A 26,594-nucleotide genomic window follows, 5' to 3' on the forward strand; every position below is an offset into this window, starting at 1 on the left:
GGACCCGGCCGGGTCCCGCCCCTTCCGCCTGGCGGGGACCGCGCGGGTGGGGCGCCCGGCCGAGCGGCTTCACGCGTGGAACACCACCTCGACGTACCAGATGTCGTCCTGTCCCGCATTGTCGCCGACCCGGCCGGTGACCCAGTCGCCGAGGTCCCGCAGGCTGCCCTCGCGCGGCCCACCGCCGGCCGCCGGCACGTACCACCGCAGTCCCCCGCCGGGAAGCACCACGCCGACGGCGACCGCGCCCGCGGCGACGACCACGACCCGGGTACCCGGCCGCGGGTCGGCCGGCGGCTGCCGGGTCGGCCCCGACGCGGCGAACCCCGAGCCGGGGTTCGCGTTCAGCAGGTCGGCCATGACATCCGCACGCTGCCCCGGCGCCGTCGCCGCCAACCAGACGGCGGCCACGTCGTCGGGACGGGAACCGTCCACCCGCCGGCTCGGCGCGGCACCGGTGGGCGCCGGCCAGACCTCGGTGCTCAGGCCGTCGGCCAGGACCCGCACACCGGCGACGTCCGTCGGCGGATCCGGCTGGGTCACCCACCGGTACGCCAGAAGCCCCTGATGGCGGTTCACGTCCTCCAGCAACGCGGCCACGCTGTCACCGAAGTCGTGCAACGACTCGACCTGCGTCTCGTGCAGAATCTCCAGCCGCTCCCATGCCTCCGGCCGGCGGACGTGCGCGTCCAGATCGTCCCGGACGGGCTGCGGCAACTGCCTGATGGCTTCGTCCACGGTCTCCGGGCGGCCGGCGGCGTTCAGCCGCACCACCTCCCCACCGGGGTAGGCGAGATACGGCCGCAGCCGCTGTCTCGCGGCGTCACCGACCCGCAACTCCACCATGACGCCGAGGCTTCGGGCGAGATCGCGCGCGATCCGGACCCGATCCAGGGTCAGTACGCCCTTCTCGTCCGACTCTCGACTGACCGCGTCGGGCTCCGGCCGCGCCGCGACGGCGGTCAGCACCAGACGGGCCGGAGGCGTGCCACCATGCTCCGCGCGCAGTTGGCGGGCCAACTCGGCGACGGCGGCGGACGGGCCGTAACCCGACCGGGCGAGGTCGGCCAACACCGCGTCCACATCCGTGCCGGAACCGGCCGGCAAGCTCGGCGGAACCGGCAGGTCGACCTCGGCCTGCGCCGTCTCCCAGGCCGCCTCACGCGCCACCGTGACCCGGTCGAGCACCTCGACGGCCTGAACGTGCGCATCGAGCGACGTCTCCCGGGCCCGCAGGTCCTCCCGAGCATCCTGCGTTCGCACGCGCAGGGCCGGCATCTCCCGCGCAAGGTCGCGGAGAGTCTCGTCAGCCCGCTCGATGTCCTCGTTCGCCTCGTCGAGCGCCTTCCGGGCGACGCCGAGATCCCGCTGCGCCTGATCGAGGGCCTGCTCGGCAGCCGCCACCTGCTGCCCGTCCCCGGTCCCGGCCTGCTCGACAGCCCGAACCCGCCGCTCGACAGCCTCCTTCTTCTCCCGCACCTGCTTCCGCAGCTCCGGCAGCTCATCCACCCGGCTGGCGCGCGTCGCCTCGGCTGCGCTGAACTGGGTTCCCGCCTCTCGGAGTCCGGCCTCCGCAGCAGCCACCCGGACCGCCGCGCCCGCGTGTGCCTGCTCGACGGTCCCGAGGCGCTGACGTGCCTGATCGAGGGCGTCATGAGCCCGCTGGAGTTCACGGGCGGCCTGCTGCTGCCGCTGCCGCGCATCCTGCCGACCCGTGCCCTCCACACCCGAATCGGTAACCGCCGACGCCGGCGAGTAGAGCCGATCGGCGAAGTGGCGTAGCGCCGCGCCGGGGGCGGGGGCCGTGCCGGCTCCGAGCTCCCGGATCGCCCCGGCCCACCGCTCCCGCTGGGTCATGGGCTGCTCTCGCACCTCGCGCACCAGGGCAGTGACGGCGGCGTCGTCCACGGTGAGGCCGGCGAGCATGTTGCCGGTCAGACGCAGAATCCGCGCGTCGATGGCGGCCGCCGGGCCCGGCACGGAGCCCGCCAGGTTCGCCAACGCCGCCACCGCGGCGGGTTCGGCCAACTCCGGGCTGGTGAGCAGGTCCGTCAGCAGCCGATCCCGCCCGGTGAGCCCGTCCTCGGCCGTGGCCGGCGCGTCGGGCCGGGCCGGACCCCGCAGATACCGGTACGCGTCGTCCAACCGACCGTAACGGGCCAGGGTGAGCAACGCGTCCAAGGCCGCGAGGTGGGACTCGCCGGGCCGCCCGAGGCTCCTGCTCCCAAGCTCGTCGCGGGTACGGTCGGACAACAGCTCCCGCCCGTGGGTGTTCAGGAACTCACGCGACCGCCCCCAGTCGACGATCCCGCTCCAGCCGTCGAGCGCACCGAACATCGGAGGCATCGCATGATGCGGGACGACGGAGGGGTGGCCCGCCGAGGTCCCCGCGCTGGCTGACGCCGGCCCGGACCGCAGGGCCGCGATCAGGCCCGCAGCGTCGGAGACTTCTGCCCAACGCGCGGCCAGGTCAGCGGCGGTCAACCCGCCTGCGGCCGCCTCCAGCTCGGCCAGGGCACCGGGGGCGCGCGCGATCTCTCCGATCAGTCCGGCGATGCGGTGGTAGTCCATCTTCTTGACGACGTCGAGTGCCTCGCGCAGCAGCGCCACGTCCCCGGCCCGCTGTTCTGGCACCTCGTCGTGGAGGCTGGCCAGGGCTCGACTCCAGCCCCGCAGCCAGTCCTGCCCACGGCCGGGGTACGCGGCGGTCTCGACGGCCCGGAACGTCGCCACGGGACCGACCGTCGGGTCGAGGATGTCCGCCACGGCCCGCAGCATGCCGACGTCGTGGGAAGCGATCCACTGCGCCGAGGTCGCAGTGCCGGGCGGGGCGGCCTCCGCGAGGTCGGCCAGCGCACGCAGGGCAGCCGGGGACGGCAGGTCGCTCACCGCCGCGACGAGGAGATCGTGCCGGTTTCCCCGATCGCCCTCCTGGAGGTAGCGGTAGGCCGCCTCCGACTGGTCGGCGCGAATCGCGTCGAGCAGCGCTCGGTGCAGGTTCAGCACCGGGGCGTCGAGGCCGGACCGCGCCAGATCGGTTCCGTCGGCGCGCAGCACCGCCAGGTTGTCCATCGCGAACTGGCGCGAGGCCGCCCAGGCGCCGTCGTGCAGCAGCCAACTCGTGAACACGTCCGGCTCGACAAGGGTGACAGCGCCCGCGCCGGCAAACTCGCCGTGGAACTCCTCAGCGGTCAACGACCGCGTCGACGAACCCAACGGATCATGCACCAGGAAACCACCGTCGACCTGGACCCGCGCCGCGACAGCACCCTGCTCACGAGCGATCCACACCCCGGTCCCCGGCCGCAACACAGGCGGCACCCCGGGCAACGGCCCCACCGTGGCCCAACCGGCCCGCAACCCCCCGGCCCGCAAACCGTCGGCCAGACCCCGCCGCGCCCGACCGGCCCGGCCGTCGGCCGTGCCGCTGTCGTGCCGCCCCACGGAAGAAGCCGCACCCGCCCCGCCGGGCAGACCCTGGGCAAGCCACTGGACGGCGCCATCGTCGGCCTCCTCGCGCGCCCGGCGGATTCGCTCCTCCAGTTCGGGGGGCAGCACCGCAGCCGCCTCGAACTGCAGCGGAGTGCGCGCGAGCAACTCCTCGTAGATCCGCACCCGCTCCGCCCCGTCGATCGCGGCCGCGTCGGCACGCCGCACCAGCTCGGGGTCGAGCGCCCCGACCACCTGCTCCGAGGTGACCGGGGTGCGAGACGCGCCATCCTGCCGCAGCTGCACCACCCGTCCCAGCGGGTCGATCCGGTACCGGTTGACCGTGGGGCCGTCGGTGACCTCCAGGTCGAGGTGGGTGTTCAGCTCGAACGCCACGCCCCGGGCCACGGTGACCGGATCCTGGCCGAGCATCTCCAGTTCCTCGGTCGGCCCGAGGGGCGCCGAGCCGGGTGGGTGCGCCCGAGCAACCTGGGCGATGATCGCGGGGACGGCGGCCTCGAACTGACGCACGGTCGCGTCGGGCAGTGGGACGCCCGCTGCGGGCCGTGCGCGGTGCTGGGCGACCAGCCCGTCGTGATCCGCTACGGCCCGCTGCCCGTCGGACAGCGACTCAAGGTGGCCGATCGCCCAGCCCCGCACGGTCTCCAGGCGCTGCCGGGCCTGTTCGGCGGTGCTGGCGGTGAGCTGGATCGGGCCGACCGGGTCGTAGCGGTTGCCCAGCTCGTCGCGGATGAGCAGGGCCGTGTGCGCGGCCGCCTGGCCGGGGTCGAAGTCGCCGGCCTGGATCGTCTGGCCCGCCACCGGGCCCCTGGCCATCTCCACGGGCGTGGTCCGGACCAGTAGCCCTTCCAGGCCGAACGAGCGCGCGGTCGGTCCCGGCGCGGGCCAGGCGGACGGCGGCTGGCCGGTCCACTGATCCGACGCGGTCAGCCGGCGCTGAACCTCGTGCACCTCGTCGGCGAACATCTCCACGTACACGTCACCGGGAACCCAGCCGGTGCTGGGGACGCCGGCGCCGAACCGTTCCGGCCCCATCGAGGACAGCCCCCGGTCCGGCAGAAACGCGCGGTGGCGGTGCGCGACTCCGTCGAGCCTGAACCGGCCGCGCACCCGGACCAGGTAGACCGGGCCCTGCATCTTCAGCTGGTTCTCGCCGCGCCTGCTGTCCTCGTAGCTGGCACCGTAACTCATCGGCGCGGACCGGTTGCCGCCGGTGGTGATCTTGACCGTGGCGGTCCGGTCCCCCTGCGGACCGGTGCTGGGGCTGCCGATCTTCTTCGCGCCGTACGACAGCTCCGCGTCGACGTTTGGCCGCCACCGGTCGCGCGACTGGATGGCGGAGGTGAAGACCTGGAACTTCGCGTACCGCCCGGTGCCGGTGCTGTTGACGATCTTGCTGATGATCTCCAGGGAGTGCAGCGACGCGTACAGCCGCATGGCGACCCGGCTGTTCGACAGGCCGGCGGTGAAGAGGTGGGAACCGAGCAGGTACCCGTCCGCCGGTAGCGCGTTCGGCAGGTGGCTGTCGACGTTGACCCGGGACAGCAGCCCGGACAGCGCCATGCTGCCCCGATAGGCCGGGTCGTTGGCGGTCGCGCTGAGCAGGCGGGCCATGAGCGCGCGGGCGGCCGGGAAGAGGGCGTCGGCCAGCACCCCGCTGACGTAGGCGTCGTTGGGCAGGGACGGCAACGCACGTAGGTCCAGCTCCGTCGAGCGGGGCATCGGGACGGCCTCCGCCAGCCCCTTGGGCACCTTGAACTCGATCTGTGCCCGGTGCTCGGTCCGCGACTCGATCGGGGCGGGGGGCCCTCCGGCGACATAGGCGTTCAGCGCGTCCGACACGTCGACGAAGAAGTTGTTGATGGGCCGGCCCGCCATCTTCACCCGCCTGGCCTCCACCGTGACCATGGCGTCGGTGATCGCGCGGTAGTGGCCGCTCCAGTCGTAGACGGCCTGGTAGTCGGTTCCCTGCCTGGCATCCTTGACGCTGCGCCCCCGCTGCGGGGCGAACGAGAGCGAGGCGTGGCCCGGGACCGGCTTGCCGTCGCCCGTGTACCCGACGTCGGCCAGCACGGCGCTCAGACCCAGGGACCTGCCGAGGATGGTCGCGAAGGCCCTGATGGCCATCTTGTAGTTCTCGATGCCGTACTCGGCCACCCAGTCGGTGTAGCGCGGCCAACCTGTCAGGGTGGCCGACAGCTTCACCTCCACGATCTCGGCGGTGAGTGCGTCCCGGCGGCGGGCGAAGTAGAACATCACGCCGTTGTGCTGGTGCAGCATGTCGTTCACGAGGGCGTTGGCGCGCTGCCCCGCCATGGTGGCCTGGAGCGCGTCCGCGCCGCCCGGCAGGACGCCGATGGGCTGCCGGGCGGACGAGAACATCAGGATGCCCTGGTCGGCCCCCTCCGCGGGCCAGTCCTGGTGCCTGGGACTGAACATTCCCGGGGCGACCGCGTCGACCTGGGTGCGGACCGCGTCGAGCAGCGTCGTGGTGGACCTCGGCCCGCTGTCCGCCGCGGGCGCGTCGGTGAACAGGGTCATCTCGTCGATGCCCGCGTGACCCAGGGTCCGGTCCCCGGTGCGGGTCAGGTACGGGGGCAGGGTCAATTTGGCGAACGGGTTGACGTCGGGGGCCAGGTCGAGCCGGAAGTCCGTGACGAACCGCTCCCGACGCTGCGAGTCGAGCACGGCACCCCGCTGCTCCGGGTCGGCGTGCCGGACGGCGAGCGTCCGCGCCCACCTCTGGATCCGGTGCAGGGCCAGATGGGTGTCGAGGTCGAGGGGATCGGAGGCCAGACGATCGGTCACGTCCTGCCGCCACCGGCTCAGCAGCCCGGCCACCGTGTTGCCGCTGAGCGTCAGCTCCCCCCGGGCCCACCGGCCCAACGCATCCGTCAGCTGGACGTCGCTGACCGGCAGCCGGGTCGCGGCGTACTGCGCCAGCGCCTCGGGCTCGGGCAGCAGGAAGACCATGGTGCGCCCGGCGACCCGGTCGGCAGCCGGCACCTGAGACCGTTCCCAGACGAACCCGACTTCCTTCTTGCGCCCGCCGCGCATGCCGAAGTCGACCTGCGCCTCGAAGGCGTACGCGCGGCCGAAGGCCAGCTTGATCATTTCCAGGCCGCCCGCGCGCTTGGTCTCCGCGGTGGCGGACCTGCCCGCCTTCACGGACAACGACTCGCTGTAGCTGATGGTCCACTTGCCGGCCTTCCAGGCCAGGCTGATACCCGGCAGCTTGCCGGAGAACGAAGCCGACCAGTTGGCGGCGTTCACGATCTCCGCCTGGTACAGCTCGATCAGGCCGGTGACGTACTTGTCCACGGTCGCGCCGACGAACCGCGTGCCGTGGATGCGCTCCACGTTGATCGACAGGGCCGCCCTGGTCTGGGTGAGGAAGTTGGACTCGAAGAGGCTGTCGGTGCTGTACTCGCCGCGCAGCGCCTCCTTGAAGTGCGACTGGACGGCGATCGGGTTGGTCAGGCTCGCCAGCGGCTCGGCCATCGCCTGGCCGGCCCCGGCCAGGTCGGGGAACTGGCGCTGGGCCGCGGCGTGCAACCCGCTGGCGTCGAGGAAGTACAGCACGCTCTGGTTGAGCACGGCCGCATCGGTATCGGTGGTATCGGCCCGGCTGAACGTGGACGGGTCGGTGTTGAGGCTCAGCAGCGCGGCGCGCACGGTGCCGGCTATCGGCTCCGACCGGCTCACCCGGACGACGGGAACGGGGTTGCCGGCGGCGACGACGGAGCGGACGGCGCCGGCGACGGCCTCGGTGAAGCTGTCGGCGCGGGTGTAGCTGACGTCGTAACTGAATTTGTACGGCAGGGTGAACAACTGCACCCGGCCCGGGTACTCCAGCAGCTCGGGACGGTTCACGACACGGGTGACCCGTTCGGAGGCACCGATGTTGTGGCTCGCCGAGACACCGAAGATGTCGACCGCACGGAGCTTATCCACCGACGGCGGCGTGTTGACCTTCACACCGAACTCCGCCGACACGCCCTGGTTGCCGCTCGCGCCCTGACCGGCGATGCCGATGCCCATGCTCAGGTTGACCACGTGGTATTCGTCGGTCATCCGGTCGTAGTACGGCGAGTTGCCGTACTGACCGGTCCCGGGGGCATCCGGGATGTCCAGCTCCGCCCGGACGGCCACCTTCGCGGTCGACATCTTCCCGTTCACCCAGGCGTGCAGGGTGAAGGTCATCCCGTCCTGAGTCAGGGTGTCGAAGTGCGACTCCAGCCCTTCGTTGGAGACCATCTTGCGGAACAGGTCGAAGTTGTCGATCGCGGCGGTACGGTCGCGGCCGGTGACGACCTTCGCCCCGTGACGCGCCCGCTCGTTGAGCAGGGGCTGCCGCTCGTCGTCGTCCGAGGACGGTGGATCGTCGTCCTCGATGCGCGCCCACGGCCGGTTCCCGTCCGTGGTCAGGAACCCGTTCTCACTCAGCTCCCGCTGCAGGTCCGCCCTGAGTCGGGCCACCACGTCGCGCTCCACGTCGACCAGGCTCTGTCCCAGGCCGCGCCCCTCCAGCACGTGCCGGGGCACCTGGTTTCCGCCCACGTCCTCCGGATGCCGTCCGGTGTTGCGCAGGCGGTCACGCCACTGCTGGTACGGCACGGTCCCGGTCTGCTCGGTGGCGGCCGGCGCGGTCGTGGGGTCGGTGGCCGGGCGGAAGGCGTCGGCGTCGACGCCGAACCCGTGGTCGAACGCGTCCGGCTCGGCCAGCCGAATGACGGCCGATCCGTCGACCGAGTTGGTGCGCTCCGGTCCCTCCAGCGGGCTGAGGGAGGTCGCCACGTCCGCGGACAGCGTGAACTGGACCTCGTGGCCGCCGGTCATGCCGGTGTATCGGGACACCATCACGTTCAGGGACGGTTGGGCGAAGCCACCGCCGTCGTTGCTGGTCACGGCCGCCCCCACCCGGCCACTCAAGCCGACGGCGGCCTTCTTCCTGTACGTCTCCGGGTCCTTCTTGTCGCCCAGCGGCACACTGCCGCCGGGGCTGAAGCTCAGCCCGGTGGACTGCTGGAGGGTGAACTCCCCGCCGTGCCCCACGATCGCGGTACGCACCTTCTCGATGTGCGCCTTGTCGCTCGTGGAGCCCACCCGCGCGGATCCGGCGCGGTCGGCGTACACCTGGATGACGGCCGCCGCCGCCCCGTCGTGATGGAGCGTGAACCGGTAGCCCATGGTGTCCACGGGTTGCTGCTCGGGATCGGCCTCGGGCCGGTGGTTCATCGCCTCGTCGAGATGGGAGTCGAGGTTCCACAGCTTGCGGTGAAGTTCCCGGCGCATCGGATCGCCGACGGACCGCACGTTGTCGAACCCGTCAGCCACCAGTCGCCGCAGAACGTGATCGTAGAGCTGCGTCAGTCCGGTCATGTTGCTGGCGAAGAAGGTCGCCGGCAGCTTGGCCCGGTTGGCCGACAGGTCGTCCGGCAGCTCTGCGGTCACCTGCGCGCCGGGCGCGGTCAGCAGGCTCTTGGGGACTGCGACGACCAACCGGGCGTTCTCCTGTCCCGTGGTCGGCGCGGACAGTTCCGCCGCCGTCCACCCCCACCCGTCCACGCGTGTCTCCAGGGACCACCCGGGAAGGTAGGAGTAGAGCATCGAGTCCTCGCGGTTGTCGATCACCCGGCCCTTCTCCGCGTCGAGGATGTGCGTGGTCTTCTGGTCGGACCGGTTGATGGTCGCGGTGCCCTTGAGCCCGAGCTGCCCGGTCGGGGTCCACGGCAGGTCGAAGGTCCCGTCGAGGCGCAGGCGGGTGGCGCGCATCGTGCTGCCCTCGGTCTGGCTGTGCGCGCCGACCTGGAAGTTGCCCTGGGTGAACTGGTTGGCGTGGAAGCGACCGTCCTCGACGGTGGCGTGCCCCTCCTCGGTGTCGTCGACCGACGCCCCGGGCGCGACCGTGTCGTACGAACCGGCGGGATTCTCCACCCGACGCGGGTCCACGGGGTTCAGGTGGATCCGCACCTCCATGCCACCCAGCGGGAACAGGTGCCCGTCCTGGCCGACCATGAACTGGTAGTTCTCGAACAGGGTCTCCCGCAGCAGGTCCCACTCGTTCGGTGGCACCTCGATTCCCTGGCGCGTCGCCTCGGCCCGCAGCGTCGCCTCGATCCGCGCGACGTCCGGCAGCTCGGCCTTCAGCCCGGCCATCGGAAGAGTCCGCGGGTCCGGAACGGCCGTCGGCGACGGCTCGGCAGGCACAGCCGGGGTTTCCGGGCCGATGCTCTCCGAGCTGCCGAACACCCGCACGACCTGATCATCGGCGGGCACCCCGGACAACACGTCCGCGACCAGGCCCGCGACCTCACGCGGAACCGGCCCACCAGCGGACTGCACCACTACCACGACCTTGTCCGACTCCACCGCCAGCGCATCCGCCGGCAACGTCGCCGCAGTCGTGCCGTCCTCGGCGAAGAGGATCACCCCGTCGCGCGACTCGACCGTCCAACCGCGCCCCACCCCGTAGGCGCCGGTGGGAGTCGGCCGCAGGCCCAGCGGTGCGGGCAGCGGGAACGCCGCACCGACCGGCACCCGGTAGGTGTGCGCGGCGGCCGGGAACGTCTGACGACCCCGCGCATCGACCGGCACCAACCCATCCACGCCTCCCGCCGGCCGCCCCAGCACGGCAGCCGGCAACACCAACTCAACGGAACCACCGAACCGCTCCCGCAACCGATCGACCAGAACATCCACACCAACATCGGCCGGAACGTGCGCGGGTGCCAGGAACACCTGCAACGCCTCCGCGCGCTCCGGCCCCAACGCCAGCCGCACCGCCTCCACCACCGCGACCGGATCAGCCACCGACCCGTCCAACACCAGCCGAGGCCGCCCCACATCCACCAGATCCGACCAACCCAACCCCACGACGTCGTCCCCCGGCCGCGACCCGGCATGGGCCAACACCCCACCCGCGACGAAAGTCAACCTGACCCCGTCGGGCAACCCCTCCACCGTGCCCAGATCAAACGCGCGCCGGTCGAGCCCGACGCCCGAGGTGGTCAGACCGGACACCGCGCCCGCCGGCATCGCCGCGAAGATCCGACCCACCCGATCGCGTACGCCGGCGGGCAGTGCGGTCCCGCGCTGCCCCAGGAACACCTCCGGGTTCGACACGGGGCCACCGCCGCCCGGCAGCAGACCGGCGTCGGGCAGCGCCTCCCGGGCCGCCTCCAACAGCCCCTCGGGCCCGACCCACAGGTGCGTGCCCCCCTCCCAGGCCACCCAGCCGTCACCCAGCTCGTAGACGCCCGGCGACCGTTCCACCAGCCCGTACGGCGTCGGTCGCGTGTCGGCGGCGGCATCCGACAGGAACAGGTAACGGTCAGGACGCCCGCCGAAGAAGGTCACCACACCGTCGGCGTCCAACGGAACAATCCGCGGATGCGACACCGGCACATCCGACAACGCCACCCGAGGAATCGAAAACACCGCAGAATGCTTCTCCCCCAACACCTCCCCAGCGAACTCCAACGCCCGACCCACACTCACCCGCTGACCCTCCGGCCAGTGCAACACCGCCCTCGTCACATCCTGCGCCCGCAAACCAGCCAACGCCGCCCCAAGACCCACCGGGTCCAGCACCGACGAATCGAGCACCGACGGATCCAGCAGAATCGCCGGGCCGGACCCGACCGGCAACGGCACCCGCGAACTGACCGAGCCGGACCCGGCAGCGCCGTCGTGCAACAGGGTCCCGCCGACCGCCCGCTGCAACCGCAGGCCCTTCGGCAACCCGGCCGCCATCGCGACCAGCAGCGCGTCGGGGACGCCGTCGATCTGGTTGGTCAGGTTGCTGTTCGACGGCGTGAAGGCGACCGCGTCGTCGAGGGACGCGGCGGCGGCGTGCGGCGTGGGGAGTTCGTAGCCTGAGAGGGTTCGGGTGACGGGCGGGTGACCGGGCGTGGTGTGACGCCAGGTGCCGGGCCGGGTGAGGTCGAGCTGGGGGCGGCCGGTGGGGCTGTGCGTGGCCGCGGTGGTGAGGACGCGGCCGCCGGACGTGGTCCACGCGGTGTGGCTCGGTGCGGTCACCCCGGTGATGCCGGGCTGCTGGGCGAGGCGGACGTCGTAGGTGTCGGCGGCCACCTCGCAGGAGACCAGCACGATCCTCTTGCCCTGCGCACGGGGATCCTGGTTGATCCGGGCCGCGAGCTGCTCCGGCGTGACGCGCATGTTGTCCACGACGACCCCCTCCGGGGTGCCGTGCGCGAAGACCAGGTACTCGTCGGGGTGTACGGGATGGTTGCGGGCGGCGGCCCAGTTGTCGGCCTGGTCGGGGTCGAGCAGAGCGAGCCCGGCGGGAACCTGGGTGACCGGCGGCGCGCTGGTGTGGGTACCCAGAACCGTCGTCGCGGCCCAGTGCGCGTGGCCGGTCGTGTCCTGCCGGCCGGCTGGTGCCGGCTGCGCCGCCTCGACGTACCAGATGTCGTCCGGCCGCGCGGTGTCGCCGGCCCGGCCCTCGGCCCAGGCGCTGAAAGCCTGCAGACTGCCCTCGCGCACCTGACCGAGGGACGGGACATACCACCGCAACCCCCCGGTGGGAAGCACCACCCCCACCGCGACCGCACCGGCGGCCACGACCACCACCCGGGTACCCGGCCGCGGATCGGCCGACGGCTGCCGAGCCGGCTGCCCCACGACAAACCCCGGCTCCGCGCTCAACAAACCCGCCATGACCTGCGCCCGCTGCAACGGCGTGGCCGCCGCCACCCAGACCGCCGCCACATCGTCCGGACGAGAAGCATCCACCGACCGGCTCGGCGAGACACCCGCGGGCGCCGGCCAGACCTCGACACTCAGGCCATCAGCGAGCTGAGCGACCCCGTCCGCGCCCGTCGGCGGATCCGGCAGCACCGCCCACCGATACGCCAACAGCCCCTGATGACGATTCACGTTCTCCAACAACGCGGCCACGTCGTCACCGAAGTCGTGCGACGACTCGACCTGCGCCTCGTGCAGAATCTCCAACCGCTCCCGAACCGCCGGCCGCTCATCGTGCACGCCCAGGTCGGCCCGAACAGACTGCGGCAGATACCCGAGGGCCTCGTCCATGGTCTCGGGACGGCCGGCAGCGTTCAGCCGCACCACCTCCCCACCGGGATAGGCGAGGTACGGCCGCAGCCGCTGCCGACCGGCGTCACCGACCCGCAACTCGACCATGACGCCGAGACTCCGAGCGAGGTCCCGCGCGAGCCGAACCCGATCCAGGGCCAGCACGCCCTTCTCGTCCGACTCGGGACTTGCCGCCCCGGGCTCCGGCCGCACCGAAGTGGCGGTCAACACCACACGGGCCGGAGGCGAGCCACCATGCTCCACCCGCAGCCGGCGGGCCAGCTCGGCCACCGCGGCCGACGGGTCGTAACCAGACCGGACGACATCGGCCAGCGCCGCGTCCACATCCGTTACTGACCCGGTCAGCGGGCTCGGCGGCACCGCCAGGTCGACCTCGGTCTGTGCCGTCTCCCAGGCCGTCTCGCGCACCGCCCTGGCCTGGTCGAGCACCTCGACGGTGTGGACGTGCGCATCCAGCGAGGTCTCCCGGGCCCGCAGGTCCTCCCGGGCATCCTGCACCCGCGTGCGCAGGTCCGGCATCTTCCGCTCAAGGTCACGGAGGACGCCGTCGGCCCGCTCGATCTCTTTGTTCGCCTCGCCGAGCGCCGTCTGGGCGGCGTCGAGTTCCCGCTGCGCCTGATCACGGGCCTGCTCAGCGGCCGCCAACTGCTGCGCGTCCCCGGTCCCGGCCTCCTTGACGGCCCGAGCCCGCTGCTCGACGATCGCCGCCCTCTCCCGCACCTGCTCCCGCAGCCCCGGCAGTTCACCCGCACGTGCGGCGCGCGTCGACTGCGCCGCACCGAACCGGGCCTCGGCGTCGCTGAGGTCAGCCTCCGCGGCGGTGACCCGGGCCTCCGCGCCCAGGTGCGCCTGCGCGGCCTCGCGTTGGCGCTGACGCGCCTGGTCAAGAGCGTCATGGGCCTGCTGGAGCTCGCGGGCGGCCTGCTGCTGCCGCTGCCGCGCATCCTGCCGAACGGTGCCGTCCGCACCCGAATCGGAGACCGCCGGCACCGGTGCCGGCGAGTGGAGCCGGTCGGCGAGATCGCGTAGCGCCGCGCCGCGAGTCGGGTTCGTGCCGGCGCCGAGCTGACGGACCGCCCCGGCCCACCGCTCCCGCTGGACCCCGGACCGGCCCCCGCGCACGTCACGCACCAGATCCGTCACGGCGGCGTCGTCGACGGTCAAGCCGGCGAGCATGTCGCCGGCCAGACGCAGAATCCGCTCGTCGATCGCCGCCACCGGACCCGGCACAGAGCGGGCCAGATTCGCCAACGCCGCCACCGCGACGGGCTCAGCCAGCTCCGGCGTGCCGAGCAGATCCGTCAGCAGACGATCCCGCCCGGTCGGCCCGTCCTCGGCCGGCGCGTCGGGCCGGGCCGGGCCCAGCAGATACCGGTACGCGTCGTCCAACCGACCGTAACGGGCCAGGGTGAGCAACGCGTTCAAGGTGACCAGGTGGGCGTCGCTGGGCTCGTGGACGCCCCTCCTCTCCAGCTCGCTGCGGGTGCGGTCGGACAGCAACTCCTGCCGGTGGGTGTTCAGGAAATCACGCGACTGCCCCCAGTCGACGATTCCCCTCCAGCCGTCGAGCGCCCCGAACATCGCCGGCAGCACGTGATGCGGGGCGTCGGGCGGCAGACCCATCGAAGCTCCCGCACCGGCCCGCGCCGGCCCGGACGAAAGGGCCGCGATCAGAGCCGCGCCATCGGAGGCATCCTCCCAACGCGCGGCCAGGTCGGCGGCGGTCAACCCGACCGCCGCCGCCTCCAGCTCGGCAGCGAAGCCCGCGTCGTGGCGCGAGGCGTCCTCGATCAGAGTGTCGACGTGGTGGTAGTCCATCCGCACGACGATGCCGAGCCCGTCGCGCAACAACGCCACATCCTTGGCCTGCTGGTCTGACACCTCGCCGACCATGCCGTCCAGGGCCTGTTCCCAGTCCTGGCTGCCCACGGCTTCCCAGCCCTGCATCCAGTCCTGCTCGCGGGTGGGGTATACGGCGGCCGCGACGGCCCGGAACGTCGCCACGGGGCCGACCGTCGGATCGAGGATGTCCGCCACGGCTCGCAGCATGGCCGCGTCGTGGGAGATGCTCCACTGCGCAGCGGGCGGGGTCGTGAGCGGGGCGGCCTCCGCGAGATCGGCCAGCGCGCGCAGCGCGAGCGGAGACAGCACCGACCCGCTCACCGCCGCGACGAGGAGCCGGTGCCGAGTCTCCGGGCTGCCCTCCGCAAGGTATCGGTAGGCCCGGTCCAGCTGGTCGAGGCGGATCGCCTCAAGCAACGCCTGGTGCGGGTCCAGCATCCGGCCGCCGGGGCCAGGTCCCCCCGCCTGCCCCTCGGACAGCACCGGCTGGGGCCGCTCCCGCACCAATTCCGACGCGGTCTCGTCGGCGCGCAGCACGCCAAGATTCGCCTCGGCGAACGCTTGCGATCGGCCCCAGTCCCCGTCGTGCAGCAACCAACTCGTCAACACGTCCGGCTCGACAAGGGTGACAGCGCCCGCACCACCGAACTCGCCGTGGAACTCCTCAGCGGTCAACGACCGCGTCGACGAGCCCAACGGATCATGCACCAGGAAACCACCGTCGACCTGGACCCGCGCCGCGACAGCACCCTGCTCACGAGCGATCCACACCCCGGTCCCCGGCCGCAGCACAGGCGGCACCCCGGGCAGCGGCCCCACGGTGGCCCAACCGGCCCGCAACCCCCCGACCCGCAAACCGTCGGCCAGACCCCGCCGCGCCCGACCGGCCCGACCGTCGGCCGTGTCGCTGTCGTGCCGCCCGACGGAAGAAGCCGCACTCTCCCCGCCGGGCAGACCCTGGGCAAGCCACTGCCGGGCACCGTCGTCGGCCCTCTCCCACACCCGGCGGATCCGCTCGTCCAGCTCGGACGGCAACGCGTTCACCGCCTCGAACTGCAACGGGGTGCGCGCGAGCAGTTCCTCGTAGATCCGCACCCGCTCCGCCGCGTCGATCGCGGCCGCGTCGGCACGCCGCACCAGCTCGGGGTCGAGCGCCCCGACCACCTGCTCCGAGGTCTGCGGGACCCGCGTGTCGGCCGGCACCTGCACGACCCATCCCTGCGGATTGATCCGGTACGTGCCGGTCCCGGTGACCAGGTCGAGGTAGGTGTCCAGCTCGAACGCCACGCCCCGGGCCACGGTGACCGGATCCTGGCCGAGCATCTTCAGCTCGTCGGGCAGCGCGAGCGGCGGAGAGCCGGGCAGTTGCGCCCGAGTGACCTGGTCGATGATCGTGTCGACCGCGGCCTCGAACCGATGCACGGTGGCGGCGGGCTGCGGGACGCCCGCAGCCGGCACCAGGAGCCGCTGGTTGACCAGGTCGGTGAAGCCGGCGGACTCGCGCTGCGTCTCGGGCAGGCCCCTCAGGTTTTCCAGGGCCCAGTCCAGCACGGTCTGGTAGCGCAGCCGGGCCCGTTCGTCGGTGTTGACGGTGAGCCGGATCGGGCCGACCGGGTCGTAGCGGTTGCCCAGCTCGTCGCGGATGAGCAGGGCCGTGTGCGCGGCCGCCTGGCCGGCGTCGAAGTCGCCGGCCTGGATCGTCTGGCCCGCCACCGGGCCCCTGGCCATCCCCGCGGGCGTGGTCCGGACCAGTAGCCCCTCCAGGCCGAACGAGCGCGCGGTCGGCCCCGGCGCGGGCCAGGCGGACGGCGGCTTGGAGCCCTCGGCGTCCCACGAAATCACCTCGCCCATCCGGCGCTGAATCTCGCGGACCTCGTCGGCGAACATCTCCACGTACACGTCACCGGGCAGCCAGCCGGTGCTGACGGTGTCGGATCCCGTCGCGGACAGCTCCGGGTTCGGATTCAGGGGATTCGGGTAGTGGCGGTGCGAGAACGCGCCGAGCTTGAACCGGCCACGGAGCCGGACCAGGTAGACCGGGCCCTGCATCTTCACGTGGTTCTCGCCACGCCTGCTGTCCTCGAAGCTGGTGCCGTGGCTCATCGGCGCGGACCGGTTGCCGCCGGTGCTGAACGTGAGCTTGGCGCCCTTCGGGCCGGCGCTCTCCTCGCCGAGCTTGACAGGGGGGAACGACATGTCCCCGTCGTAGTTGGCTCGCCAGCGGTCGCGGCCGTGGATGGCGGCGGTGGTGGCCTGGAACTTCGCGTACCGCCCGGTGCCGGTGCTGTTGACGATCTTGCTGATGATCTCCAAGGAGTGCAGCGACGCGTACAGCCGCATGGCGACCCGATTGTCCGGCCTGTTGGCGTTCATGAGATGCGAAGCCAGCAGGTAGCCGCCCTCGGCCACGTTCGGCAGAATGGCGTTCACCTGCGTCCGGGACAGCAGCCCGGACAGGGCGACGCTGCTCCGGTAGGCCGGGTCGTTGGCGGTGGCGTCGAGCAGGCGGGCCATGAGCCCGCCGGCGGCCGGGAAGAGGGCGTCGGCCAGCACCCCGCTGACGTAGACGTCGCCGGGCAGGGGCGGCAACGCGCGCGTGTCCGGCGTCGTCGAGCGGGGCATCGGGACGGCCTCCGCCAGCCCCTTGGGCACCTTGAAACTCAGCTCTGCCCGGTACTTCTTCGGCTCAGGCGGAGGGGAAGGCTCGTTGACCAGGCTGGTCAACGCGTCTGCCACGTCGACGAGGAAGTTGTTGATGGGCCGGCCCGCCATCTTCAGCCGCTTGACGTCGATGGTGATCGAGGCGTCGGTGGTCGCGCGGTAGTGGCCGCTCCAGTCGTAGACGGACTGGTAGTCGGTGCTCTGCGCGGCGCTCTTGACGGCGCGCGATCGCTGCGGGGCGAACGACACCGAGCCGCGGAGCGGAACCGGCTTGGCCGCAGGGTTGAAGCCGATGCCGGCCGGCGTGAAGTTCAGGCCCTTGGACCTGCCGAGGATGGTGGCGACGGCGCTGATGGCCATGTTGTAGTTCTCGATGCCGTACTCGGGCACCCAGTCGGTGTAGCGCGGTTGGCCTTCCAGGGCGACCGACAGCTTCACCTCCACGATCTCGGCCAACAGGCGGCCTCGGCGGTACGCGAGATAGAACCGCACGCCGTTGTGCTGATTCAGCATGTCGTTCACCAGGGCGTTGGCGCGCTGCCCCGCCAGGGTGGCCTGGAGCGAGTCGAGGCCACCGGGCAGGGCGCCGATGACCTGCCCTTCGGGCGAGGCCCACACGAGGCTCCAGCCCGCGTCCCGCTCGGGAATGCTGTCGTGGCGGGCGCCGAGAAGGTCTTTGGCGACCAGTTCGACCTGGTCGTAGACCGCGTCGAGCACCGTCTTGGTGGCCGCCGGTCGGCCGTCCGGAGACGGCTCGGTGAACAGGGCCACCTCGTCGATCCCCGCGTGACCCAGGGACCGCTCTCCGGTCCTGGTCAGGTACGGGGGCAGGGTCAACTTGGCGAACGGGTTGACGTCGGGGGCCAGGTCGATCCCGAAGTCCCTCGTGAACCGCTCCCGACGACGCGGGTCGAGCACGGCACCGCGCTGCTCCGGGTCGGCGTGCCGGGCGGCGAGCGTCGACGCCCACCCCCGGACGCTGGGCAGGGCCAGCTGGGCGTCGAGGTCGGCGGTGCCGGTGGCGACCCGCTGGTTCACGTCCTCCCGCCACCGGCTCAGCAACCCGGCCACCGTGTTGCCGCTGAGCACCAGTTCCCCACGGGCCCACCGACCCATCGCATCCGCCAGCTGGACATCGCTGATCGGTAGTTCTCCCGAGGCGTACCGCGCCAGCGCCTCGGGCTCGGGCAGGAGGAAGACCATCGTACGGTCGGGGACGGCGGTGGTCCTCGCCTTGGAACTCTCGACAACGGAGACGGTCTCGTGCTTGACGGCGCTGCGAACGCTGAAGTCGACCTGCGACTGGAAGGCGTACGCGCGGCCGAAGGCCAGTTTGATCATTTCCTGGCCGCCGGCGTGCTTGAGCTCCTCGGCGCTGCTCCAGCCCCACTTCGTGGCGAGCGACTCGCTGTAGCTGGGGCTCCACCCGTCGGCCTTCCCGCCGAAGGACAGACCGGGCAGTTTGAGGGACACGCCGCGCGACGAGTTGGCGGCGTTCACGGTCTCCGCCTGGTACAGCTCGATCAGGCCGGTGACGTACTTGTCCACGGTCGCGCCGACGAACCGCGTATCGTGGATGCGGTCCGCCTTGATCGACACCGCCGCGTTGGTGCCCGTGATGACGCCGGACTCGAAGAGGCTGTCGGTGCCGTACTCGCCGCGCAGCGCCTCCTTGAAGTGCGACTTGACGGCGATCAGGTTGGTCAGGCTCGCCACCGGCTCGGCCATCGGTCTACCGGCCTTGACCAGGTCGCCGAGCTGGCCCTCGACCGCGTCGTGCAGCCCGGTGGTGTCGAGGTGGTACACCACCCCCTGGGCGAGCACGTCCGCCTCGGTGTCGTTGGGGTCAACCTGGCTGAACGTGGACGGGTCGCTGTTGAGGTCCAGCAGCGCGGCACGCACCGTGCCCGGCAGGCTGTTCGTGGGTGGGACGTCGGCGGCGTCCGCGTCGCTGTAGCTGATCGTGTAGCTGAATCTGTACGGCAGGTTGAACAGCTTCACCCGGCCGGGGTACTCCAGCAGCTCGGGGCGGTTCACCACCCGGCTGACCCGTTCCGACGCGCCGACGTTGGCGCTGCCGGAGATACCGAACAGGTCAATCGAACGGAGACCCTTCACGGACGTCGGCAGGTTGAGCTTCACCCCGAAATCACCCGAGAGGCCATGGCTGCCGCTCGCGCCCTGACCGCCGATGCCGATGCCCATGCTCAGGTTGACCACGTGGTACTCGTCGGTCATCCGGTCGTAGTACACCGAGTTGCCGTTCGCGTCGACCTCGTCGGTGAACCCGCCGCGCTCCGGATCCGCCACCGCCCGGACGGTCACCTTCGCGGTCCGGGTCGTCCCGTTGCGCCACTTGTGCAGGGTGAAGCTCATTCCGTCCTGGGTGAGGGTGTCGAAGTGCGACTCCAGCCCCTCGGTGGAGACCATCTTGCGCACCAGGTCGAGGTTGTCGACAGCGGCGGTGGGGTCGTAGCCGGTGACGGTTTGCGCGAGGCGCGTCCACCGGTCCGTCGCCTCGCCCGACCACGGCTGGGCGTCGTCCGGGATCAGGTATCCGCTCTCGGTCAGATCCCGCTTCAACAGCGTCCCGAGTTGCGCCACCAGCTGCCCGTCGACCTCGACCAGGCTCTGTCCCAGCCCGTGCCCCTCCAGCACGTGCTGTGGCAACCGGTTACCGCCCACGTCCTCCGGATGCCGCCCGGTGTTGCGCAGGCGGTCACGCCACTCCTGGTACGGCACGGTCTCGGTCTGCTCGGTGGCGGCCGGCGCGGTCGTGGGGTCGGTGGCCGGGCGGAAGGCGTCAGCGTCGACGCCGAACCCGTGGTCGAACGCGTCCGGCTCGGACAGCTGCACCACGGCCGATCCGTCGACCGCGTCGATGCGCGTCGGTCCGTCCGTCGACGAGTTCGAGGTCGTCACGTCCGCGGACAGGCTGAACCGGACCTCGTGGCCGCCGGTCATGCCGGTGTATCGGGACACCATCACGTTCAGGGACGGTTGGGCGAAGCCACCGCCGTCGTTGCTGGTCATGGTCGCCCCCACCCGACCGCTGATGCCGAGCGGAAGCCACTTCAAGGGCGAAGTCGCACCGGGGCTGAAGCTCAGCCCGGTGGACTGCTGGAGGGTGAACTCCCCGCCGTGCCCCACGATCGCGGTACGCACCTTCTCGATGTGCGCCTTGTCGCTCGTCGAGCTCACCCGCTCGGACTCGTAACCCTGGGCGTACACCCGGATGACGGCCGCCGCCGCCCCCTCGTGATGGAGCGTGAACCGGTAGCCCATCGTGTCCAGGGGCCGCCGCTGGTAGGCGGGCCAGTACCGGGTGTTCATCGCCTCGTCGAGATGGGAGTCGAGGTTCCACAGCTTGCGGTGGAGTTCCCGGCGCATCGGATCGCCGACGGACCGCACCCCGGTGAAGCCGCTTCTTTCGAGCTCCCCCAGGATCCGATCGTAGAGCCGCGTCAGTCCGGTCATGTTGCTGGCGGAGAAGGTCGCCGGCAGCTTGTACCGGTCGATCGACCGATCGCCCGGCAGCTCTGCGGTCACCTGCGCGGTGGGCGCGGTCAGCAGGTGGTCGGGGACCACGACGACCAGCCGGTCGCCTGCCCTACCCGGCAGCTCGACCGGCGTCCACGGATTGTCCCGCAGCCCGTCCGCGCGCGTCTCGACCAGCCACACCGGACGGTACGAGAACACCGTCGAGTCCTCGCGGTTGTCGATCACCCGGCCCTTCTCCGCGTCGAGGATGTGCGTGGTCTTCTGGTCGGACCGGTTGATGGTCGCGGTGCCCTTGATCCCGAACTGGGTGGCCGCGCTCCACGGCACATCGAAGGTCCCGTCGAGGCGCAGGCGGGTGGCGCGCATCGTGCTGCCCTCGGTCTGGCTGTGCGCGCCGACCTGGAAGTTGCCCTGGGTGAACTGGTTGGCGTGGAAGCGACCGTCCTCGACGGTGGGGTGTCCCTCCTCGGTGTCGTCGACCGACGCTCCGGGCGCGACCGTGTCGTAGGAACCGGCGGGATTGTCCGCCCGTTGCGGATCCTCCGGCGTCAGGTGGATCCGCACCTCCATGCCACCCAGCGCGAACAGGTGCCCGTCCTGGCCGACCATGAACTGGTAGCCCTCGAACAGGGTCTCCCGCAGCAGATCCCACTCCTTCGCCGGCACCTCGATCCCCCGGCGCGTCGCCTCGGCCCGCAGCGCCGCCTCGATCCGCGCGACGTCCGGCAGGTCGGCCTTGAGCCCGGCGAGAGGGAGGGTCCGCGGGTCGGGGATCGCCGTCGGTGACGGATTGACGGGCGCGGCCGGGGTGTCCGGGCCGACGCTCTCCGGATTGCCGAACACCCGTACGTCCTGATCGGCGACGGGCACGCCGGACAGCAGCTCCGCGACCACGGCCGCGACCTCTGCCGGGATCGGCCCACCGGCGGACTGGACCACGACCGCGACCTTGTTCGACTCCACCGCCAGCGCATCCGCCGGCAACGTCGCGGGGTTCGTGCCGGCCTCGGCGAACAGGACCACGCCGTCGCGCGACTCGACCGTCCAACCGCGCCCCACCCCGTAGGCGCCGGTGGGAGTCGGCCGCAGGCCCAGCGGCCCGGGCAGCGGGAACGCCGCACCGACCGGCACCCGGTAGGTGTGCGCGGCGGCCGGGAACGTCTGACGACCCCGCGCATCGACCGGCACCAACCCATCCACGCCTCCCGCCGGCCGCCCCAGCACGGCAGCCGGCAACACCAACTCAACAGATCCACCGAACCGCTCCCGCAACCGATCGACCAGAACATCCACACCAACATCGGCCGGAACGTGCGCGGGCGCCAGGAACACCTGCAACGCCTCCGCGCGCTCCGGCCCCAACGCCAACCGCACCGCCTCCACCACCGCAACCGGATCAGCCACCGACCCGTCCAACACCAGCCGAGGCCGCCCCACATCCACCAGATCCGACCAACCCAACCCCACCACGTCGTCCCCCGGCCGCGACCCGACATGGGCCAACACCCCACCCGCGACAAAGGTCAACCCGACCCCGTCGGGCAACCCGACCACCGTGCCCAGATCAAACGCGCGCCGATCCAACCCGACACCCGAGGTGACGAGGCGCGACACCGCGCCCGCCGGCATCGCCGCGAAGAACCCAGCCAACTGATCCCGTACGCCGGCGGGCAGCTCGGTGCCGCGCCAGCCCAGGAACACCGACGGGTCCTGCCGGACGCCACTGCTGTCCGGCAGCAGACCGGCGTCGGGCAGCGCCCCCCGGGCCGCCTCCAACAGCCCCTCGGGCCCGACCCACAGGTGCGTGCCCCCCTCCCAGGCCACCCAGCCGTCACGCAACCGGTAGACGCCCGGGGACAGCTCGGGCAGCCCGTACGGGGTGGGTCGCGTGTCGGCGGCGACATCCGACAGGAACAGGTAACGGTCAGGACGCCCGCCGAAGAAGGTCACCGCACCGTCGGCGTCCAACGGAACAATCCGCGGATGCGACACCGGCACATCCGACAACGCCACCCGAGGAATCGAAAACACCGCAGAATGCTTCTCCCCCAACACCTCCCCAGCGAACTCCAACGCCCGACCCACACTCACCCGCTGACCCTCCGGCCAGTGCAACACCGCCCTCGTCACATCCTGCGCCCGCAAACCAGCCAACGCCGCCCCAAGACCCACCGGGTCCAGCACCGACGGGTCCAGCAGAATCACCGGGCCGGACCCGATCGGCAACGGCACCCGCGAACTGACCGAGCCGGACCCGGCAGCGCCGTCGTGCAACAGGGTCCCGCCGACCGCCCGCTGCAACCGCAGGCCCTTCGGCAACGTGGCGGCCATCGCGACCAGCAGCGCGTCGGCGGACGGAGCCGGCACGGCGGGTGTCGGGGTGACCTCCGGCGGCTGGCTCGTCTCGGCGGGCACGGCGGCGTTGAAGTGGTTGTAGACGCTCGGGTTTCCCGGGTCGAGCGCCACGTGGTAGAGCGTGACCGGATGGCCGGTGGACGGGCCGTACCCCTCACCGGCCACCGGTCGCACCTCCGGCGCGCCGGCCTGCGTGGAGGGGACGGTCTGCAGGATGGTGAACCGGCTACCGGTCGCGTGTGCCAGCAGGGGGGCCAGGAACTCCCCGACCGGAGCGCTCCAGTTGGCCGACCAGCCGTCGACGGCCGACCCCACCCGGGAGAGCTCGTCGCGGTCGAGCGGGCGCTCGGGGTCGACCAGCGCGGCGGTCAGGAAGGCGCGGGCGTCCTCCAGGCTCAGCTCGTCGGCCGGAAAACCCCGGCCGTTCAGGTTGACGAAATCCAGTTGCCGTTGCGGCACGTCCGTCTCGGCACCAGGGTGTGGGCCGCCCGATGCGATCGCAGCGTCACGCGCTTCCTGGTACCGCTGCCGGATCCGCTCCGGGGCCAGGAAGCCGGCGTCCGTGACATGGCCCCGGCCCAGCTCCCCGAGCCGCCCCAGCACCTGCTCGCGGCTGTGCCTCGTCACGTCCTGTTCGACCTGCTCCCGGAAGTTGACCCGTTGACGGAGCACGTCCGCCGGGAGCTGACCGGCGTTGGCGTCGAGGTAGTGGCGGACATGGGCCTGCAGCAGCCGGGTCACCCGCCCGACCGGGGATAACGGGGGCACCCGCGAACCGACCAGCCCGGTCACGGTGGCACGCACCCGGGCGGGGTCGGACAGGAACGTGCCCAGGTCCGGGGTGAGGCTCGTGCCCAGCACGTCGCGGACCAGGACCGGATCGGCGGCGATGAGAGAGTACAGCAGACAGTAGCCGTCGCCCGGCACCGCGAACATCGGCGTCGGGCCGCTCTCCGACACCGCCGCCGCCTGGCCGGACATCCCGGGCGGGGTGTCCACGCCCTCGTCCCAGAACGCGGCCACGCTGCTCGGGCCCTGCGCGGCGCTGGCGGCACCGGCCGGGCGGTGGACCGGGCCGTGGCTGCCGGCCACCCCGGCGTAGTGCGGGGCCAGCGTCTCCACGATCTGCCGCAGATCGGCCTCGGTGACCGGCAGCTCCGCGTCCGGGTGGTGGTGGCCCATCAGCGCCGACTCGGCGTCCACCATCGTGGGGTCACCCCGGCGCGGTCGCGGGGCGCGGTGATCGACGGCGCCGAGGAAGTGCAGGACCTCGTGCGCGTACGACGCCGGCGGCTGCCCCTGCGCCCAGTGCGCCTGGTCCGTCCGGCTCGCCGGCGTCCCGACCGTGACCGTGGCGTGCGCCTGCCCGGGATCGTCGACGAACCGCACGTCGACCCGCATCGGCACGTCCACCGACGGCAGCCGGTACCCCGGATCGTTCAGGTACCGCTGCACGCCCTCGCGGGTGGCCTGCCTGACCGCGTCGAGGGCGGCGTCCGGCTGGCCGGTCAGGTGCAGCCGGACCTCGAACACCCATGCGTCGGGCCGGGGCACCAGCGCGTACCGCACCGCGACCCGCTCGCCGCCGTCCGGCGGGCGGGTGACGGTGGAGCCGCTGACGTCGAACGCCTCCCCGGTCCGCCGCCAGCGCTCGGCGTCGATCTCGACCGTGCCCACGGCGGGAGGGGGTGGCGTCGTGCCGGCGTCCGGGGCGAACAGGGAGCGGTAGCCGTCCAGCCACTCCCGCTGGAAAGCCTCGGCGAGTTTCCCGCCGCCGACCGGGTCGGCCGAACTGACGCCGCCGACCGGGTCGACGTCGTGGCGCTCGGCCAAAGCGGTGAACTGGGTGCGCGCGGCCTCGGCCGCCTGCGCCGCGTGCTGCTCGAGCGTCACCGGCCCGAACGGGGTCCCCGTGGCCCCGGCCGCGGGCGCGTGGGGGACGGAGGCGACCCGGGCGGGCAGGTCCCCGGTCGCCTGCTGGACCACGTTCACCACCGTCTGCACGTGCGGGGCGAGCGAACCGCCCGGGGTCAGCAGCGGTGCCGTGCCCAGGATCGCGTCGAGGCCGCGATCGACCTGGAGCCGTACCTGTTGGGCCGCCGCCTCCCGCACGGCGGACGGCACGGGTGTGCCGGCGTCGAAGTACCTGTCGACCTGGAACTGCGCGGCCAGTTGCGCCGCCGACCGCAGTGCCTGCCGGTCGAACTCCGCCGGCAGGGCGGCCATGATCTGCTGCGGGGACGCGCCCGAGCGGGCCACCGCCTCGACGATCCGCTCCACCGCCTGGTTCCGGACACCGGCCAGGTGCTGCTCGGTGAGCAGGTTCCGGGGCAGGTCGAGGCCGGTCAGCAGCGTGGCGACGGTCGGGCCGCCGAGCCACCGGGTGAAGATGGTCTCGACCGGCACCGGGAGCGCGGCGATGGCCTGCCTCGCCTGCGCGAACTGCGCGGCCAGGGTGTCGTACCTGTCGACGAGGTCCTGCTGCAACCGCTGCCACCCGTCGACGCGGATGTCGGTGGCGGCGACCCAGCTCGGCACCGACACGAGCGGCACCGGACCTAGGGTGGTCGTTGTCGGGCCCAGCGTGATCGGCACCGGAACTGGTCCCTCGGTGCCCGGGGGAAGGGTCGATCCGCGGGACAGGTGGGCTGCCGGGTCCGGGGCCGGTGACCGCACGGACGTGCCCCGGGCCGTTGGCAGCACAGGCTGGCCCGTCGAGGAGAAGGCGGTGCCGCCGGGCAGTTGCAGCCGTGGCACGTTCGGCATGAACCCGAGACCCTGTGCGCCCCGGCGTCCGCCCTTGCCGAGCCCGGTCGCGGCCATTCCGGTGCCGGACTCGACCGCACCGGAGACGGCGTCGCCGCCGGCGTTGCCGGTGTCGTACTTGTGGTCGACGATGAGGCTGGCGCCGACGCCGCCGCCCACCTCAAGGCTGATCTCGAAGGCCGGCCGCGTCGTCAGCCCGACGATCGGGCCCCGCCACGCCTCCTTCACGCCCAGCTTCGTCAGTCCGCTGCCGAACGCGGCGGTCCCCTTACCGAACAGCGGCACGGCGGCCGTGCTCAGTGCGGCCACCGCCAGCCCGTACAGGGCCTGCTTGCCGATCGCCCCCCAGTCCAGACCGGACCGGATGCCGTCGGCCATCTGCGAGAGCTGGGCCAGCAGCGCGGAGCCGGGCATGAACAGCATCTGCATCGCCGTGCTGCGCGCCGCGATGCGCACCAGCGTGGAACGCAGCACCGTCTGGATGATGGACCGCGTCGTCGCCACCCGAGCCGCCGCCGACGCCGGGGAGAAGAACGCCTCGACCGCGGCGATCGCGAGTTCCGCCATCATGAAGCTGAACATGATCAAGGTCTGGCGCTTGAGGTAGTCCATCTCGACGGCGTAGCCGCGCATCGCCTCGGCGGTCTGGTCCTGAATGCCGGCCACCTGGAGCAGGAAGGCCGGGCTCGTCGCCACGAACGGCGCGGTCTGGGCGACGAACCGGGCGGCGGTGTTCCCCTCCACCGAGGCGCCCACCGCCCGGATCGTCTGGACCAGATTCGGCCCCAGCAGGTCGCGGACCCGATCCGCCAGCGCACTCAGGGCAACCGCGTCGCGCAGCAACATCCCGACGTTCGCGCGGGGCAACCGGCTACCGGTGAACACCTCGAGGGCGCGCATCGTCCCTTCGTCGACCTCAACGATGGGACCGCCGGCCG

At 72.1% G+C, this 26,594-nt stretch carries 1 protein-coding gene; it reads right to left on the reverse strand.

Annotation, left to right across the window (positions count from 1 at the left end; all coding sequences use genetic code 11):
- Positions 1-69: 69 nt before the first annotated feature.
- A complete protein-coding gene (locus GVV04_RS03700; protein ID WP_161684380.1) occupies positions 70-26,556 on the reverse strand; it encodes a hypothetical protein in 26,487 nt (8,828 codons plus the stop codon).
- Positions 26,557-26,594: the final 38 nt, after the last annotated feature.

The sequence above is a fragment of the Micromonospora rubida genome (assembly GCF_009908295.1).
Lineage (GTDB): Bacteria > Actinomycetota > Actinomycetes > Mycobacteriales > Micromonosporaceae > Micromonospora > Micromonospora rubida.

Bases quoted from the DNA above. Each gene is read 5' to 3' on its own strand.
- GVV04_RS03700 (WP_161684380.1), bottom strand. From the start codon at position 26,556: ATGCGCGCCCTCGAGGTGTTCACCGGTAGCCGGTTGCCCCGCGCGAAC.